Annotated in this window: 13 protein-coding genes and 1 tRNA gene; 4 read left to right on the top strand and 10 right to left on the bottom strand. The window is 57.3% G+C overall.

Annotated features, from left to right (window positions below):
* Positions 1-193: 193 nt before the first annotated feature.
* The 3 genes from VNZ60_RS22575 to VNZ60_RS22565 all read left to right on the top strand — a co-directional run bounded on the left by VNZ60_RS22575 (position 194) and on the right by VNZ60_RS22565 (position 3,366).
* On the top strand, positions 194-1,183 hold the full coding sequence (locus VNZ60_RS22575) for a quinone oxidoreductase family protein (RefSeq protein ID WP_325663213.1): 990 nt from the start codon (positions 194-196) through the stop codon (positions 1,181-1,183).
* 346 nt (positions 1,184-1,529) lie between these two features.
* Positions 1,530-2,534 carry an ABC transporter substrate-binding protein gene (locus VNZ60_RS22570; protein WP_325663212.1) on the top strand — a complete coding sequence of 335 codons (1,005 nt, stop codon included), beginning with the start codon at positions 1,530-1,532 and terminating at the stop codon, positions 2,532-2,534.
* A 205-nt stretch (positions 2,535-2,739) separates the two neighbouring features.
* On the top strand, positions 2,740-3,366 hold the full coding sequence (locus VNZ60_RS22565) for a LysE family translocator (RefSeq protein ID WP_325663210.1): 627 nt from the start codon (positions 2,740-2,742) through the stop codon (positions 3,364-3,366).
* Positions 3,367-4,050: 684 nt separating this feature from the next.
* Here VNZ60_RS22565 and VNZ60_RS22560 read toward each other — a convergent pair.
* The 8 genes from VNZ60_RS22560 to VNZ60_RS22525 form a co-directional block, all read right to left on the bottom strand.
* Positions 4,051-4,126: transfer RNA gene (locus tag VNZ60_RS22560), tRNA-Thr, on the bottom strand.
* A gap of 86 nt (positions 4,127-4,212) precedes the next feature.
* Positions 4,213-5,703, bottom strand: coding sequence for a xylulokinase (gene xylB, locus VNZ60_RS22555; protein WP_325663208.1), 1,491 nt, complete (start codon positions 5,701-5,703; stop codon positions 4,213-4,215).
* A 68-nt stretch (positions 5,704-5,771) separates the two neighbouring features.
* A complete protein-coding gene (gene dalD, locus VNZ60_RS22550) occupies positions 5,772-7,178 on the bottom strand; it encodes a D-arabinitol 4-dehydrogenase (protein WP_325663206.1) in 1,407 nt (468 codons plus the stop codon).
* A 71-nt stretch (positions 7,179-7,249) separates the two neighbouring features.
* Positions 7,250-8,392 (bottom strand): sn-glycerol-3-phosphate ABC transporter ATP-binding protein UgpC, encoded by a 1,143-nt coding sequence (gene ugpC, locus VNZ60_RS22545; RefSeq protein ID WP_325663204.1) that lies wholly within the window; start codon positions 8,390-8,392, stop codon positions 7,250-7,252.
* Positions 8,393-8,479: 87 nt separating this feature from the next.
* Positions 8,480-9,193, bottom strand: coding sequence for an HAD-IA family hydrolase (locus VNZ60_RS22540; protein WP_325663202.1), 714 nt, complete (start codon positions 9,191-9,193; stop codon positions 8,480-8,482).
* Positions 9,194-9,214: 21 nt separating this feature from the next.
* Positions 9,215-10,042: a carbohydrate ABC transporter permease gene (locus VNZ60_RS22535; RefSeq protein WP_325663200.1), complete on the bottom strand. Its 828-nt coding sequence runs from the start codon at positions 10,040-10,042 to the stop codon at positions 9,215-9,217.
* Positions 10,039-10,968 (bottom strand): carbohydrate ABC transporter permease, encoded by a 930-nt coding sequence (locus VNZ60_RS22530; protein WP_325663198.1) that lies wholly within the window; start codon positions 10,966-10,968, stop codon positions 10,039-10,041. Before VNZ60_RS22530 ends, VNZ60_RS22535 begins: the two co-directional genes overlap by 4 nt.
* A gap of 126 nt (positions 10,969-11,094) precedes the next feature.
* The gene (locus VNZ60_RS22525; RefSeq protein WP_325663378.1) at positions 11,095-12,375 is read right to left on the bottom strand and encodes an ABC transporter substrate-binding protein; all 1,281 of its coding nucleotides are present in this window, start codon (positions 12,373-12,375) and stop codon (positions 11,095-11,097) included.
* A gap of 442 nt (positions 12,376-12,817) precedes the next feature.
* Here VNZ60_RS22525 and VNZ60_RS22520 point away from each other — a divergent pair, with 442 nt between their 5' ends.
* Complete coding sequence (locus VNZ60_RS22520) at positions 12,818-13,783, top strand: sugar-binding transcriptional regulator (protein WP_325663196.1); 966 nt, start codon at positions 12,818-12,820, stop codon at positions 13,781-13,783.
* Between the two features lie 118 nt (positions 13,784-13,901).
* On the opposite strand, the gene VNZ60_RS22515 is transcribed toward VNZ60_RS22520, so the two are convergent.
* Both VNZ60_RS22515 and feoB read right to left on the bottom strand, forming a co-directional pair.
* Complete coding sequence (locus VNZ60_RS22515; protein WP_325663195.1) at positions 13,902-14,198, bottom strand: DUF6587 family protein; 297 nt, start codon at positions 14,196-14,198, stop codon at positions 13,902-13,904.
* On the bottom strand, positions 14,195-16,045 hold the full coding sequence (gene feoB / locus VNZ60_RS22510; protein WP_325663194.1) for a ferrous iron transport protein B: 1,851 nt from the start codon (positions 16,043-16,045) through the stop codon (positions 14,195-14,197). The genes VNZ60_RS22515 and feoB overlap by 4 nt, the downstream gene beginning before the upstream one ends.
* Positions 16,046-16,054: the final 9 nt, after the last annotated feature.

Raw genomic sequence — 16,054 nt, 5'->3', positions numbered from 1 at the left:
AGAAATTTGGGAATTTTCAATCGACTATCGCCGTTTTATCATGCTTCTCAGAAAACGGGAAGTAAATAGAAAAGAGCGTGGGTTCTCACCTGCCGCTGTCTGCACCGATCGGACTGGGTAGTCGGCGAAAGCGGAATTCTTTTCGATCTTCCTGCAAAACACATTTTTAAATCGTCTGAAGGGAAGAAATCCAGTGAAAGCTATCACCATAGAGCAATATGGCGGGCCGGAAGTAATGCAAAAGCGCAATGATGTGCCGGAGCCTGAAGTACGAGCGGGTCATGTGTTGATTAAAGTTGTCTGCGCTGGAATTAATTTTATGGATGTACATACGCGCCAAGGAAAATACGCAAACTCGCGGACATATGGAGTGCGTTTGCCTTGCACTTTGGGAATGGAAGGCGCGGGTGAGGTGATGGCGTTTGGTCAAGATGTCCAAGATTTTTCCGTTGGCGATCGCGTCGCATGGTGCATCACCTGGGGTAGTTATGCGGAATACATATCCGTGCCCGCAGCGCTAGTGGCCAAGATTCCGGACAACATCACATATGCGCTGGCAGCAGCGTCTATCTTCCAAGGCTCAACCGCGCATTATCTTATAGAGGACGTCGCACGACTGGAGCAAGGCAGTACATGCCTTATTCATGCTGCGGCCGGCAGCATCGGTCAGTTGTTGGTGCAAATGGCAAAGCGCCGGGGGGCGACGGTATTTGTCACAGCCGGCTCCGCAGAAAAACGCGCTATTGCGATCAAGCGGGGAGCCGACCATGCATTTGATTATTCGCGGGGCGACTTCGTAGATCAAATTCGTGAGGCTAACGGCGGAAATGGCGTGGACATAGTATTCGACTCCGTCGGGAAAGCAACATTAAGAGATAGTTTCCGCGCTTGCAGAAAAAAAGGATTGATCGTGAATTATGGAAATGTATCCGGTTCTCTTATCGACCTGGACCCAATCGAGCTTGGCGAGGCTGGGTCACTCTTCCTTACGCGTCCGCGTCTCGCGGATCACATGGGGGATCGAAAAATAGTTCAGCACAGGGCGAATGATGTTTTCGCAGCACTTCTTGATGGATCGCTACAAGTGGAAATTGAGGGCTACTACTCGCTAGACAACGTGGAACAGGCGCACGCTCGCATAGAGGGACGAGAGCAAGTGGGTAAACCCATTTTGCGAATATAAATCTAATCGAAAATTCGCCTATCGATTTGAGGAATCCTCGAAAAATCGCAGCTTGCGATGCAAGTTCAGCAGGAGAAGTGCCGTCGTACGAAGCGCGTTACATCAAAAAAGCCTTTGCAACAGAACCGTCTCGTCATCCCCAATGACGAAGTAAAAGAGCCAGATCTAGGCCTTCATAATAAGTAGACATCCGGAGATAGATATGATCTACGCGATTAGTAAATCAGTAATCAAGCCAAACCGGTGATGCCTTACGTCAGCGCCGACTTTTTCATCGGCCACTGCCAGCGAGGAACATGCTTTTCAGCACAATCGAGCATTCAAAACTAAAACAGAGGAGATATTTATGAATTTCATAATCAGATCCGTTGCAACCGCCACCATTCTGTCGTGCGGGTTATTTACGGCGAGTGTACGAGCCGCAGAAAAAATTACCATCATCGTTGGTGGAATCAACAAATTGATTTATCTGCCGCCCAAGCTTGCAGAGAATTTGGGTTACTTCAAGGATGAAGGATTAGATGTAGATTTACAATCCCAACCGGCCGGCGTAGATGCCGAGAACGAGCTGCTGGCAGGAGCGGCGCAGGCGGTAGTCGGATATTACGATCACACGATAGACCTGCAAAGCAAAGGTAAGGCGGTCCAGAGCATTGTTCAATTCGGTCTGGTGCCAGGTGGCATGGAAATGGTCCGAGCTGATGCGGCCAGCCAGATCGGCAACATGGGCGATATCAAAGGTAAAACTATTGGCGTTACCGGATTAGGGTCGTCGTCAAGCTTCCTTGGGCAATACCTTGCCTCCGTGCACGGCGTGAAAAGCACCGATTATTCGATATTGCCAGTGGGTGCCGGAAACAGTCTTTTCGTCGCGCTCAAGCAAAAGCGGATCGACGTGGCCTGGACGACCGAACCAACTACTTCAGTTTTGTTAACCAGTGGCGAGGCAAAGGTGCTCGTTGACATGAGCACAATTGAAGGCACCAAAGCGGCCTTGGGCGGTCTTTACCCAGCCTCAAGCCTATACGTTCAAAGTGATTGGCTGCTGTCACATAAAGACACTGCGACCAAACTTGCACGCGCCTTTGTCCGAACGCTGCAATTCATCCATACGCACACGGCGCAGGAGATCGCGGATAAAATGCCGCGCGACTACTACGGCGGTAACAAACCTCTTTATATTCAGGCGTTAAACGCATCGCTTCCAATGTATTCGGCGGATGGCAAGATGCCCGATGGCGGACCGGAAAATGTTCTGAAAATCATGGCGGCCTTCAGCCCTAACATCAAAGGCAAGCATACAGACCTGTCTAAAACGTACACGAATGAGTTTGTGTCGAAGGTCAAATAACACATGAGTTTGGTAAACACGAAAGCAGACTAGTTCGACAGGGCGGTTTGTATATGGAGCTGCCCAGTTTCGCAGCCAGTAGCTGGTCCGTCTTTTATTGGTTGCGGGGGCAGGATTTGTACGTTATCTACCTATCCGCCCGAAATGGCGCTTCACCCTTCCCTGATATAGTGCAAGGATAGAAACTTGCGCATAAGGAATTCTCATGCTTGACATTGCTACCATAGCAACATTCATGGCTGTTGTACTTGGCCTGTTCCTCATCCCAGGCCCGGCGGTTCTCTTGGTATTCACGCGCACACTGCAAGACGGTCGCAAGACAGGTATCTTCACTGGATTGGGCATCGCTGCCGGTGATTTCGTTCATACATTGTGCGCGGCAGTTGGGCTATCTGCGTTACTAATGACTTCTGCGCTGGCGTTCAATGCTGTTAAATTTGTGGGTGCGGCGTATCTTATCTATCTTGGCATACGCGCGCTGCGAACAAAGTCGATCAGTCCCCATTTGCCCAAGGTGGCGCCTGTGACGGCCACCCGAGCATTTCTGCAAGCCGTTCCGGCTGAAGTGCTGAATCCGAAAACGGCATTGTTCTTCCTAGCATTTCTGCCCCAATTCGTGCATCCAGAGCATGGTTCTTCGTTTCTTCAATTCGCTTTACTAGGGCTGATCTTTGTGGCCATGAGCGCGATGTATACGACCCTTATCGTCCTGGCCATCCGCCCACTGGGTCGACTCGTCAAACACCTGAGCTGGCTCAGCCGCTGGCAAAACAAAGCAATTGGCGTTATCTTTATTTCGCTGGGACTCAAGGTAGCCACTCAGACGCGCTGACCATCCTGCAAATTAGAATAACCAATACAGAAGGGCATAAGCGGCTGAGGATTCGATCCCCGCCGCCGCCATTACAAACCACTCCAGACCACCGCAGACCGCATAAACATTAGGATGCACAAAAGCGGCTAGGTCTGGGACTGGTTAGAAACGTCTCCATTTTTGCCAAAATTTCGCCCACGCTTGAGAGTTCCGACTCAACGCCAATCCATCATCCTATAGTTCACGGCGTGGAATGAGACTGAAACCCCGCGCCAGTTATACATCCCACTATTTGCTGTAGCAAATCCGTAGCACTCAATTTCTTCTACGATTTTCTGCATTCGCATGCATTACGAATGTCTGATATCAGATGTGGATTCAACCGGTGGATGCAACACACTACTATAAACTGCTCACAACGAATTGGAATGGATGATCAGGTCGGACTGGCGTATACAAGCTACGCAGAATTGATAGCTAAAGCTTTAAAAGGGCGGTCTGTTAACGCAACTGCTAAAGACTGGAATGTTCAACAACGGACATTAGACCGATATGTAAAGGTTGAAATGCTGCCGGACTTCAGAACAGTCATAAAGATTGTAGAAGAGACCGCTGTGACCTATGAGGAAGTGATAGCTGCACTTGCGATAGAAGAGACAAAACGAAAAAACCACTCTCATGCGAAAGTGGTTTCGAACAGCGTGGTGCCGGAGAGAGGAGTCGAACCCCCGACCTCTTCATTACGAATGAATTGCTCTACCAACTGAGCTACACCGGCACTGCTCTTGCAAAAAACGCATGCAGGAGCACGAATAGATTCTAGCAGCAACCAACCGCAAAATTAAAGCGTTAAATTGAAGCAATTCAATGCCTGGCCGGGTTGACCTCTGCGTTGCGTTGCGGACGGCAGCGATAAATCTCGCGGAAGGCCGCCAGGCGTGGCTGCAACGCTGCGTGACGTTGGGCATTTGGCGTAAATATTTCCCGTACCGGCGGCTTGGCGCAGATGACGGCCTCCTTGCCGGGCTGGTCGTTGGCCGCCAGCCAGGCCAGGCGGGCAGCGCCTAGCGCACCGCCGGTTTCGCTGCCGACATGGGTCACCATGCGTACATTCAGCGCGTCGGCGATCAGTTGCGCCCAGTAGGGGCTGCGCGAACCGCCGCCTACCAGCGACAATTCCGTGACTTCGGTGCCGGCTGTGTGCAGGGCGCCAAGGCCGTCGGCCATGCCGAAGGTGACGCCTTCGATCACGGCGTAACCTAGCGCGGCGCGGCCGTGAGCGTGCGTCAGGCCGTGGAATACGCCTTGCGCATAGGGATCGTTGTGGGGAGTGCGTTCGCCCGACAGGTAGGGCAGGAATAGAGGTGCATTTTCCAATGCAGCCGGGTCAAGTTCGGCGATTTCTTTCAGCAACGTGGCTTCGTCGACGCTGACCAGCCGGCAGAACCAGCGCAGGCAGCTGGCAGCCGACAGCATCACGCTCATCTGGTGCCAGCGGCCGGGCAGGGCGTGGCAGAAGGCATGTACCGCCTGGGCCGGATTAGGGCGGAAGCGGTCATTGACGACGAACAGTACGCCCGAGGTGCCGAGTGAGATAAAACCGTCGCCCGGGTTCACAGCACCGATGCCTACCGCACTGGCGGCGCCGTCGCCACCGCCGCCGGCGACGATCACTTCGCGCGACAAGCCCCAGGCGTCCGCCACTTCAGGCAACAGCGCGCCGGATGACTCGCCACCTTCCACCAGGCGCGGCATGTGCGAGCGGCGCATGCCGGTGGCGGCGAGCAATTGGTCCGACCAGTCGCGCTTGGCGACATCCAGCCAAAGGGTGCCGGCCGCATCGGACGGCTCGGATACTTTGTTGCCGGTCATTTTCAGGCGCAGCCAATCTTTCGGCAGCAACACCGTCTGCATCGCGGCAAATGTTTTCGGTTCATGCCGCGCCAGCCACAGCAGCTTGGGCGCAGTAAATCCGGGCATGGCCAGGTTGCCGGCAATCTGGTGCAGTTGCGGCGCGCGCTCGGTCAGCTCGGCGCATTCATCGATGCTGCGTAAATCGTTCCATAAAATCGCCGGGCGCAATACCTGATCTTGCGCATCAAGCAGCACCGCGCCGTGCATCTGGCCGGACAGGCCGATGGCGCGCACGGCGCGAAATTGCGCTGGCGCTTTTTCCCGCAGTTTGGCGATGGCTTCGCCGGTTGCTTGCCACCAATGCCCGGGATCCTGTTCCGACCAGCGCGGCTGCGGGCGAGATACGGTGAGCGTGCTGCCGGCGTCGGCCAGCAGGCTGCCGGCCTGATCCATCAGGACTATCTTGACTTCCGAAGTGCCCAGGTCGATGCCGAGATACATGTCTCCATCCTTGCTTTGTTTTTATGCTTGGTTATTGCGGCAATCAATGCCGCGATCGCATCATTCCGTCAGGTTTGTTGCGCAAGCCAGTTCTGAACCTGAACCAGCGCTTCCCGCAGCGGCAACTCAAGCTGCGAGCTGCCAGCTAGTGTGCCCCATAAGGCGGCATCGGCGCAATAGGCGCGCAGCGGGTCGGCGCTGGCGAGCATGGCGCGGGTGGCGCTGGCATCGAAGACACCGTCTTGATATTCGTAGGGAAGCTGGCCTTTGGCCCAGCGCTGCAGGAATACGAAGAATAGCGCCGGCAAGACGAGGGTGGCGTGCGGCGCCGCGCCGCGCGCAAAACATTCCTGCAGGGTTGGCACGATGAAGCCGGGGATTTTCGAGAAGCCGTCGGCGGCAACCCGCTGGTTGCTGTCCTGGATATTCGGATTGCCGAAGCGTTCCAGCACCACGTCGCGATAATTTTCCAGATTGAGCGGGCTCGGCGTCAGGCATGGAATGACGTCTTGCGTGACATAGTCGTAGGCCATTTTGCGAATATCCGCGCGGGCGCAGCCTTCGTGAATATAGCTCAGCCCGACCAGCGTGCCAGCCCAGGCGATGCAGCTGTGGGTGGCGTTGAGTATGCGGATCTTGGCCTCTTCATACGGCAGTACCGACTGCACCATTTCGACTCCGACCTTTTCCAATGCGGGACGCCCTGCGGCAAACTTGTCTTCGATCACCCACTGGATGAACGACTCCGCCATCAGCGCGCAGGGATCGGCCTGGCCGCAGGCTTGCGCTACGCGTGTTCTGACTTCTTCGGTAGGGCGCGGCGTGATGCGATCGACCATCGAGTTGGGGCTACTGGTGTGTTCTGCCACCCAGTGCTGCAACTCGGTTTCGCCGCGCAATGCCAGGAACTGCAGCAAGCCGTCATGAAAGCGTTCGCCGTTGTGGCGCAGGTTGTCGCAATTGAGCAGGGTAAGCGGGCCGCCGTTGGCAGCGGCGCGAGCGCGCAGGATGGCCGCCGACGCGCCGTAGATCGTGTTCAGTTCGCCTTGCAGATCGGCGGCAAGATCCGGATTGCTGGTGTCCAGGCGGTGATGATGATCGAGATAATAACCAGCTTCGGTGACCGTGAATGAAATTATCCTGGTGGCGGTTTTTGCACCAATCGCGGTCAATTCAAGCAGCGCTGCATCCCAGGGCACGATGGTCTTGATCGAGCGGATGGTTTCGTAATTGCGGACGCCGCCCGGCGTCACGGTTTCCAGCGTATAGGCGCCGTCTTGGCGCTCCAACGCATCCAGTAGCGGTGTCATGTCGTCACGGATATTGGCCAGGGCGAGCGACCAGCCGGTATCGCCGGCTTCCATCAAGTGATGCAGATACACCGCCTGGTGCGCACGGTGGAACGAGCCTGCACCGATGTGCAGCCAGATCTTGTCGGCGGTATCAGCCGTGGTGGCGGAGGAAGTTACTTGCATGGTGGGTCCTGAATAAATAATGGCAAACGCCGCTTTTGTAAATAGTGCGTTATTAGTACGTTATTAGTACATTATGCAGTTTGTGCCGCAGCCGTCACTGCCTGCGCTGTCGTGGCCGCAGTCGAATCCAGCCGGCTCAAGGCGCGGCCGTCGCGATCGAACAGATGGCAACGCTGCGGATCGGCGGAGACGCCGATCTCGCTGCCGTGCTGGATGCTCACGGTATCGGCTACCCGCAGCACCAAGGGCTCTTCCGAAACGTCGGAATCGGCGTACAGATAGGAAAAATCGCCGAGCGCTTCCAGCACAGTGAATTTTGCTTTCAGCATCGGCTTGTGCGGATCAAGCATCAGGTGTTCGGCCCGCACGCCAATGCTGACCGGGTCGCCGATCTGCAAACCGCTGCCATCGACCGCGACCGATTGCCGGCCGCCGGTGGTGAGTTGGACCAGCACGCCTTGACTGGCGATGGCGGCCACTTTGCCATCGATGAAATTCATCTTGGGAGAGCCGATGAAACCCGCTACAAAACGGTTCGCCGGGTGATGGTAGAGCTGCTGCGGCGAGCCGACCTGTTCGACCCGGCCGGCGGACAGCACCACGATCTTGTCGGCCAGCGTCATGGCTTCGATCTGGTCGTGGGTGACGTAGATCATGGTGGTCTTGAGCTGATCGTGCAACCGTGAAAATTCAAGGCGCATCTTGACCCGCAAGGCGGAATCCAGATTCGACAAAGGTTCGTCGAACAGGAATACGCTCGGCTCGCGGGTGATGGCGCGGCCGATGGCGACCCGCTGACGCTGGCCGCCTGACAAGGCCTTTGGTTTGCGATCCAGCAGGTGATCGATGTGCAAGGTCTTGGCGGCGCGTTGGACTGCGGTGTCGATTTCGGCTTTCGATTTGCCGGCGATCTTGAGGCCGAAAGCCATGTTGTCGTACAGCGTCATGTGCGGATACAGCGCGTACGACTGGAACACCATGGCGATGCCGCGCTTGGCTGGCGGCACGTCGTTCATGCGCGTAGCGCCGATGAACAGGTCGCCGCTGCTGATGTCTTCCAGGCCGGCGATCATGCGTAACAGAGTCGATTTACCGCAGCCGCTGGGGCCGACGAAGACGACGAATTCGCCGTCGTCGATGTCGAGATTGATGTCGCGCATGACTTCATTGTCGTCGTAGCTCTTGATGAGGTTTCTGATCTTTACGCCTGCCATGATGGTCTCCTTCTGTTTTGTTCGTAGAGCGCCGTTATCTGTGTCACGAATGTCACCTATGTCACATGCTGCGGCGGCTCAGTGGAATTACGCTGTTTGTGTTCCGAGCAGTTCTGCCAGTTGCTGCATGTCGTCGAATATCCGTTCGGCGCCGGCTGCCAGCAATCTTGCGCCGGCTCGTTTGCGGTCGTGCGCTACGCCGGTGAAGCCGATGACGCGGATGCCGGCGGCGACGGCCGAACGAACGCCGGTGATACTGTCGTCTATCGCGATGCATTGCTGCGGCGCGACGCCAAAGCCGGCAGCAGCGGCCAGGTAGACGTCCGGTGCTGGTTTGGGTTTGCCTATTGCATGGCCGCTATGAATATGACCCTCAAACAAGTCCAGCAAATCGCAGCGGCGCAAGCCGGCAACGATGCGATCCAGGCTGCTATTGCTGGCGACCGCCTTGGGCAAGGGGATTGCCGCCAGCGCTTGCCTGACGCCTGGCACCGAATCGACTTCGTCACTGCAGGCGCGGCCGACCGCCAGGTTGATCGCGCTGTAGTCAGTTGCAGCCAGTCCCAATTTGAACTCGCTGTCGATTTCATCCAGCAGCAGGTCGGTCATCATGCCTAGCCGTTCGGCGATTGCGCTGTGCAGTGCGGATCTGGCCTGCGGCGTTGGATATGGCAGATGCGTAGACAGGTACGGCGTCAGCTGACGATGCAAAACATTGAGGGCGATGCTTTCGCTATCCAGCAAAACGCCGTCGCAATCGCAGATAAGGTGGCTGACGGGGTGGAAAATACGGGTATTCATTGCTTTATCCATTGAAATGCGTCATTTCACCGCGCCGAATGTCAGGCCACGCACCAGTTGCTTTTGCGCCAGCCAGCCGAGCACCATGATCGGCGCGATCGCCAACAGCGAAGCGGCTGACAGCTTGGCCCAGAACAGACCCTCTGGATTCGAGTAGGAGGCGATGAATACGGTCAGCGGCGCACCGCTGACGCTAGTCAGGTTGATGCTCCAGAACGCTTCGTTCCACGACAGGATGATCAGCAGCAGGGCGGTCGAGACCAGGCCTGGCATGGAGGTCGGCAGCAGCAGGTACAGCATTTCCTGCCAGGCGTTGGCGCCGTCGATGCGCGCCGCTTCCAGGATTTCCTTCGGCACATCGTTGAAGTAGGTGAACGCCATCCACACCGCAATCGGCAGATTGATCAGGGTGTAGATGATGGTCAGGCCGGTCACCGTATCGAGCAGGCCGGTATTCTTGGCCAGCAGATAGATCGGGATCAGCACGCCGACGGCCGGCATCATCTTGGTCGACAGCATCCACAGCAGCAGCTTCTGGGTGCGCGCGGTGGGGAAGAACGCCATCGAATACGCCGCCGGCACCGCGATCAGCAGCGCCAGAATGGTGGAGCCGAGCGAGACGATCAGCGAATTACCGACAAAGTTCATGTAGCTGCTGCGTGCCATCACTTCGTGGAAACTTTCCAGCGTCGGCCAGAAGATCAGGGTCGGCACGTAGGCCTGATGTTCGGTCTTGAAGGCGGTGATCGCAACCCAGAAAATAGGAAAGAACAGGACGATGGCGCAAGTCCATGCCAGCAGTCCCGGCCACAGGGGATTTTTGCGCTTCTTATAATTTAATGTGCTCATTTTTCGTTCGCTCCTTTCAGATTCTTAGCCATCATCCGTACCAGGAAGAACGACACAATATTGGCCAGGATCACAGCAAAGATGCCGCCGGCCGAGGCGATGCCGATATCGAACTGCTGCAAACCGATCGAATACACCAGGTAAGCCAGATTGGTGGTCGCTGTGCCCGGACCGCCGGCGGTGGTGGTGAAGATTTCAGCGAAAATCGACAACAGGAAAATGGTTTCGATCATGATCACTACCGTGATCGCCCGCTTGAGATGGGGCAGCACCACATACCAGAACACCCGGATCGGTCCGGCGCCGTCAAGCTGCGCCGCTTCTTTCTGTTCCATGTCGAGCGATTGCAGCGCCGTCAGCAGTATCAGGAAGGCAAACGGAATCCATTGCCAGGCGACGATCATGATCACCGACAGCATCGGATATTCAGCCAGCCAGTCGATCGGCTCCAGGCCGACCAGGCGCATGGCCCATGCCAGCAGGCCGTAGACCGGATGCAGGATCATGTTTTTCCAGATCAGGGCGGCCACGGTCGGCATCACGAAGAACGGCCCGATCACCAGCAGGCGGGCGATGCCGCGCCCGAAAAACGGCTGGTCGAACAGCGCCGCCAGCAGCGTGCCGGCGACCACGCTGATAACCAGCACCGAGCCGATCAGCAGCAGCGTATTGAGGATAGCCGGCCAGAACGCCGGATCGTTGAACAGGAAGGCATAGTTGTCCAGTCCGACAAAGCCGGTCACGTCCGGCATCATTAGGTTATAACGGATGACTGAGAAATACAGCGTCATCGCCAACGGCACTATCATCCACAGCAGCAACAACAAGACCGAGGGCGTTTGCAGCAACCGTACCGGCTTGAATTTGCTGGCGCTTGGCCGCACCAGCGCGGCCGCGTTTGCGACCTGGGCGGAAGGAATCGACATGATGATTTACCTCTTACGTTTTGTTGCGCTACAGATCGTGGGCCAAGCAAGGGCAAAGTCCAGCAGCGGCAAGGGAGGGCAAGCGGACGCTCGCGTCCGCTTGCCGGTCTGCTTTTTATTGACTATTTATTTGATATAGCGTCCTTGACGCATCACCCGATCCGCCTGCGCTTGCGAAGTCTGCAGCGCAACTTCGACAGTCGACTTGCCAGCCAGTGCGCCGGCAATCGCCTGGCCGACTACCGTGCCCAGCGATTGGAACTCAGGAATCGTCACGAACTGGATGCCGGTATAGGGCACTTTTTGCAGCGTCGCATCTTTGGTGTCGGCCGACTGGATCGCGTTCAGCACGAAATCGGAATAGGGCGCAGCCTGCTTGTATTCAGGCGAGGCGTAGGTCGACATGCGGGTGCCGGGAGGCACCAGCCCCCAGCCCTTTTCCTTGGCCACCAGTTGCACGTATTCCTTGGAAGTCGCCCAGGCAGCGAATTTCTTGGCGGCCTCCTGCGATTTAGACGATTTGGGAATCGCCAGCGACCAGATCCACAACCAGTGCGCACCCTTCGGCGTGACGGCCACCGGCGACGGTGCAAACGCCACCTTGCCGACCACTTTCGATTCCTTGCTGCTGTAGATCATGCCGGCCGCCACGGTGGCGTCGATCCACATGCCGCATTTGCCGCTGGAGAACAGCACCAGGTTTTCGTTGAAGCCGTTGGAGGTGGCGCCTTGCGGACCGTATTTACGCAGCAGGTCGACATAGGTGGTGACGGCATTTTTCCACTCAGGCGAATTGAGTTGCGGCTGCCATTTTTCATCGAACCAGCGGGCGCCGTAGGTATTGGCGATGGTGCTGACCAGCGCCATGTTCTCACCCCAGCCGGCGCGTCCGCGCAGGCAGATGCCGGCGACGCCGTTTTGCTTGTCGGTCAGCTTTTCAGCGAAACCGGCGATGTCCTGGAAAGTCGGGTGCTCAGGCATCTTCAAGCCTTTTGCCGCAAACAGGTCCTTGCGGTAATAGGTCATCGAGCTTTCGGCGTAGAACGGCAGAGCGTACAGCTTGCCGCCTTCAGTCAAGCCTTCGCGCACGGTCTTGATCAGATCGGCTTCATCGTAGCCGGCCGGCAAACCTTCCATCGGCGCCAGCCAGCCTTTCTTGGCCCAGATCGGCGCTTCATATGCGCCTATCGTCATCAGGTCGAACTGGCCGCTGCCGGTGGCGATGTCGGTGGTGACGCGCTGCCGCAGCACGTTTTCTTCCAGTACTACCCAGCGCAGCTTGATATCAGGATTGGCTTTTTCGAAATTCGACGAGAGTTTTTGCAATTCGATCATGTCTGGATTGTTGATCGTTGCGATGTTCAGGGTGGCCGGTGCGGCCCAGGCGCTGCTGCATAGCATAGCCATCGAGATCAGGCTGAGCGGGAGTGGGGATGAAGCCAGGACGGTCGAAAACGAGCTTGCGCGAATGCTGCGACGTTTCATGTTTGTCTCCATGGTTGGAATGATTAATACGCCATGCCGACTTGCGCGGCTTCGCGGTATCACTTTCTCAAGCAGTGTTTATGGTTTCTACCTGGAAAATTTTTAACGTTGTCTTTTGGTTCATAGTGATAAAAATATTGAGCAAAAGACTTTTCGTTGAGCAAATAATCATCCATGATTCAAAGCATGTCAAGATTTTTTTGCTGAATAAATGTGCGCCGGGTAGTTCTGCGACGCTGCGCTATCTGGGACAATCCCGAGGTCGAATGCCAAAAAAACAGGGCCGCAGCGAGATTGGTGATGCATGTTGTGCGCATGTTGTGAGTCAGCACGCCAAGCGCTCCACGCCAAAAAAGGAAATCAGATGGCATCAAGAAATGAAAAGTTGGATCTCGCCGCGCGTGCGGCGTGGATGTATTACGTGGCCGGCAATACGCAAAACGAAATCGCCGATCACCTTGGCATCTCGCGCCAGATGGCGCAGCGGCTGGTGGCTTATGCGCGCGAATCGGGGCTGGTCAAAGTCAGGGTAGAGCACCCGGTGTCGACTTGCCTGGAGCTGGCGGCCGCATTGCAGCAGCGCTACGGCCTTGAGCAATGCTATGTGGTGCCGAGTGAAGGCGCGGGCGATAGCGTGGTTGACGACGTTGGCGTGCAGCAGATGTTGGCGGTAGTCGGGGCCGAGGTGATGGAGCGCTATCTGCAGCAGGAAACGCCGCTGGTGGTCAATGTCGGTTCGGGGCGGACCTTGAAGGCGGCGCTGGAAGCGGTCACCGAAATGGAGCGGCCGCAGCACCGGATCGTTTCGATGGTCGGTGCGATTGCTGCCGATGGTTCATCGAATCGGTATGACGTGGCGCTTACCGCCGCCGATAAAATCCAGGCGCGTTTCTTTTTCCTGCCGGCGCCGCTGGTGGCCGACAGTGCCGAAGACATGCGGCAGTGGTGCAGCCATCGGGTGTATCGGATCGTTGCCGATCTGGCGCAGCAGGCGGATGTGACCTTTATCGGCGTCGGCACCATTGCGCCCGGTTGCCCGATGCATGTAGACGGTTTCATTACGGCTGAGGAAGTTGCGCAATTGCAGGCGTATGGGGCGGTGGGGGAAATGATCGGACATGCGATTGCGGGTGACGGCCGCTTGATCGCATCGCCGCTTGAAGAGCGTGTCACCAGTCTGCCGCTGAGCTCGCCGCCAACCCGGCCGGTAATCGGCATGGCCGGCGGGGCCAAGAAGGCTGAGGCGATTCGGGCTGTGTTGCGGGGTGGCTGGTGGTCAGGATTGATTACCGACGAGTACTGCGCACGCTACGCGCTGCAGGATAAATAGTTAAATGGGGTCAGAGTTTTTTTTCGCGGTTGTTTGCGAAAATTACTCTGACCCCTTTTAACGGGCCACGGAGTGCATGCACCGGCATCCAGAAGCTGAAAATAGCCTCCCAAGATATTTATTCGCTCGATCGCTCGCGAAACTGCATCGGTTGTTCGGTAGTGGCGGACGCCGAACCGCATCCAGTGGAGCACGAACCGCAACCGCTGCCGCAACCGCCGGCAGCCGCCACCGGCTGCAAACGCTTGCCGATCGCGCGCAGCGCTGCCGGTCGAGAAGCAGTGCTCAATGCATTTGCCAACGCCGCCTGCCAACGCTGGCTGGTAGCTGGCATCAAACGGCGGCAGGCGTAGATCAGGCTGGCGATTACAGCGCTGCCGATCACAATGGCTTGGATCACGAGAAATGGCGTCATGTCAGGAACTTGGTAATTTGGTAGGTGAGGAAAGCCGCCAGATAAGCCAGGCCAAACAGGTAGGCGGCAGCGACGGCGACAATCTTCCAGGAATTTGTCTCGCGCCGCATCACTGCCAGTGTCGACATGCATTGCGGTGCAAATACATACCAGGCCAGCAACGCTAGCGCAGTCGCCAGCGACCATTGATGGGCAATCATCGGTCCCAGTTGCGAGGCAATCATGTCTTCGCTGCCGGACATGGCGTACACGGTACCCAACGCCGACACCGCAACTTCACGCGCGGCCATGCCCGGCACCAGCGCAATGCAGATCTGCCAGTTAAAGCCGATAGGGGCAAAGATGTGTTCCAGCAGATGGCCGATCCTGCCGGCCAGGCTGTAATCGATGGCTGGCATGGTCGCACCTGGCGGCGGGCCGGGGAAGGTCGACAGAAACCACAGCAGTACGGTGAGCGCCAGGATGATGGTGGTGACGCGGCGTAAAAAGATCAGCGCCCGTTCCCACAGGCCGATGGCGATATTGCGGGCGCCGGGCAGACGGTAGGACGGTAATTCCATCAGCAACGCATGCTCGCTCTTGTCCTTGCGCACCCGCTTGATGACCCAGGATACCGCCAGCGCGCTGACGATCCCGGCCACGTACAACACGAACAGCACGATGCCTTGCATATTGAACAGGCCCCACACGCTGCGGTTCGGAATGAAGGCGGCGATCAGCAGCGTGTACACCGGCAGCCGTGCCGAGCAAGTCATCAGCGGCGCCACCAGGATAGTGGTGAGGCGATCGCGCGGGTCTTGAATGCTGCGGGTGGCCATGATGCCGGGAATCGCGCAGGCGAAACTCGACAATAGCGGGATGAAGGAACGGCCGGTGAGGCCGGCCTTGAACATCATGCGGTCGAGCAGGAAGGCGGCGCGCGGCAGATAGCCGGATTCTTCCAGCATCAGGATAAAGAAAAACAGAATCAGGATTTGCGGCAGGAACACCAGCACTGTACCCAAGCCGCCGAAGATGCCGTCGCTGATCAGGCTGCGCAGCAGGCTTTCCGGCATGGCAGCGGCAACCCAGGCGCCGACTGCGCTTACGCCGGCCTGGATGCCTTGCATCAGCGGCTGCGCCCAGGAAAAAACCGCCTGGAAAATAAAGAACATGATGGCCGCCAGTAGCGCCAGCCCGAATACCGGATGCAATACCCAGCGGTCGATCGCATCGTCGATCATCGAGGTATTGCGCGGCATGGTAACCGCCGCCGCCAGCATGCTACGCACTTGTGCGTGCAAATCGTCGTCGGCGCTGTCGCTTGCCGATGTCGATGTCGATGAAGGGGCAGCGGCCTGGTCCAGGTGCTGGATCAGTGCGCGCGCGCCGCCGCTGCGTACCGCTACGGTTTCGATTACGGGAATACCGAGACGACGTTCCAGCTCGGCGCGGTCGATGGTGATGCCGCGTTTGCGGGCGGCGTCCATCATGTTCAGCGCCAGCACCATGGGCCGGCCCAGCCGTTTGACCTCTAGCACAAAGCGCAGGTGCAGGCGCAGATTGGTTGCATCCGCCACGCAGACCACCAGGTCCGGCAACGCTTCGCCTGGCATCTGGCCGAGGCAGATTTTGCGGGTAATCATTTCGTCCGGGCTGGTTGCTTCCAGGCTATATGCGCCCGGCAGGTCGAGCAATTGGAACGCGCGCCCGGAGGGAGCAGTGAAGCGGCCTTCCTTGCGTTCTACCGTGACACCGGCATAGTTCGCTACTTTCTGGCGGCTTCCGGTCAACTGATTGAAGAGGGCGGTCTTGCCGCAATTAGGGTTGCCGACCAGGGCGATGCGGAGGGAGGATGCGCTAGACATGGGGCTGGG

It is taken from the genome of Collimonas sp. (assembly GCF_035566375.1).
GTDB lineage: Bacteria > Pseudomonadota > Gammaproteobacteria > Burkholderiales > Burkholderiaceae_D > Collimonas.
Note: the sequence above shows the minus strand (reverse complement) of the source record. Positions and strands in the feature narration are given on the sequence as shown.